General features: G+C 75.5%; 1 pseudogene. It reads right to left on the bottom strand.

From position 1 onward, the window contains the following. Positions 1-68: 68 nt before the first annotated feature. Positions 69-326 (bottom strand): annotated as a pseudogene (locus D471_RS40040) (glyoxalase); the annotation flags it as partial.

Genomic DNA, 326 nt, shown 5'->3' with positions numbered 1-326 from the left:
CCCGCCCCGCCGTTCCGGCGGCGGTTCCCGTCCGCTCGGCGGCCGACCCCCGCGCCTAGGACGGTTCCTCACCCAACCAGCGGGCGCAGGTCCTCGGCGTTGCGCAGCTCCGCCTCGACCACGCTCCGCTCCTGCTCGGTCAGTTCGATCTCCCTGAGCCGGTCGCGCCGGTCCGCCGCCTCCGCGTGGTCGCCCAGGGCGGTGGTCAGCTCGACCAGCATCGCCAGCGCCGTGGCGCGTTCGACGTCCGTGGCCTCGTCCGCGCGCCTGCGCAGCGCGGACTCCAGCTGTCGGGACGCCGCGAGGTCGTCGGTCTTGAAGTCGCG

It is taken from the genome of Nocardiopsis lucentensis DSM 44048 (genome assembly GCF_000341125.1).
Taxonomy (GTDB): Bacteria; Actinomycetota; Actinomycetes; order Streptosporangiales; family Streptosporangiaceae; genus Nocardiopsis; species Nocardiopsis lucentensis.
Note: the sequence above shows the minus strand (reverse complement) of the source record. Positions and strands in the feature narration are given on the sequence as shown.